Below are 889 nucleotides of genomic sequence, written 5' to 3'. Positions count from 1 at the left end.
TCTTTTTCTGCTTTTTTCAGTTCGCTTTTAACATCTTTTCCGCCAACCGTGATGCTGTTGACCATTTTAGGGAAGGCGCCAGAGCTTGTGAAATCTCCCGCTTTCAAGAAGTTTTTACCGTCCACTAAACCAAACACTTGAATGTCGTTGAAAGATGCAGCTATTTCAGATGAAAGGGGACCAAAGGCCTTAACCACTTTGTTTGCCTTGTAGTCTGGATTTGCTGTAACCTTTTTATTGACTGGCTGTGCACCGCCAGGAGACATTAATACCCAATCCGTCGTATTCTCAGGTTTAGCCATGAACGAGACAAATTTCTCCGCAGCTTTTTTCTGATCATCATCTAATCCAGAAGAAATGGTCAAGGCTGAAACCGTTCCAAAAACGGCCTTTGTTTTTTCTGTTGGTACGGCAAAACCGATATTGTCTGTTTTACCTTCTTCAAATACGGCCGGAAGGAGATAGGTGGAATAAACCGCCATCGGTACCGTTCCGTTCATAAACGCATCTTTAATTTCAGTGGTATCGTTGGAACCGGGCATTGTGTATTTAGACAATTCTTTGTAATAGGAAGCAGCCTCTGTCATTTCAGGTGTTTTTGCATTTAAGTCACCCTTGCTGTTTAGCACATTTGCATTGTTTGACAAAGCAAACTGGGAGAAAGCCTGTTCAGAGAATAATCCTTCTACAGTCGGTAAACCGATTCCATATTTTTTATGGCCTTTATCAGTAAACGCTTTGGCTATTTTCATAACCTCGTTCCAATTCTTAGGTTCACTGAATCCTTTGGCTTTTAGCATTTCTTTGTTATACCAAATCCCCTGAACCCAGCCGCTGACTGGAACCCCAGTATAGCTTTTTCCATTTTCCGTTTTTACGAGCTTTAAAG

General features: G+C 41.6%; 1 protein-coding gene. It reads right to left on the bottom strand.

Features of this window, described 5'->3' with window-relative positions; translation table 11 throughout:
- Positions 1–889, bottom strand: an 889-nt coding sequence (locus tag ABHN01_RS25850; RefSeq protein WP_429877922.1) for an ABC transporter substrate-binding protein, incomplete at both ends; no start/stop codon positions are given.

It is taken from the genome of Fictibacillus sp. NRS-1165, from assembly GCF_050468105.1.
GTDB classification, from domain to species: Bacteria; Bacillota; Bacilli; order Bacillales; family Fictibacillaceae; genus Fictibacillus_C; species Fictibacillus_C terrinigri.
Note: the sequence above shows the minus strand (reverse complement) of the source record. Positions and strands in the feature narration are given on the sequence as shown.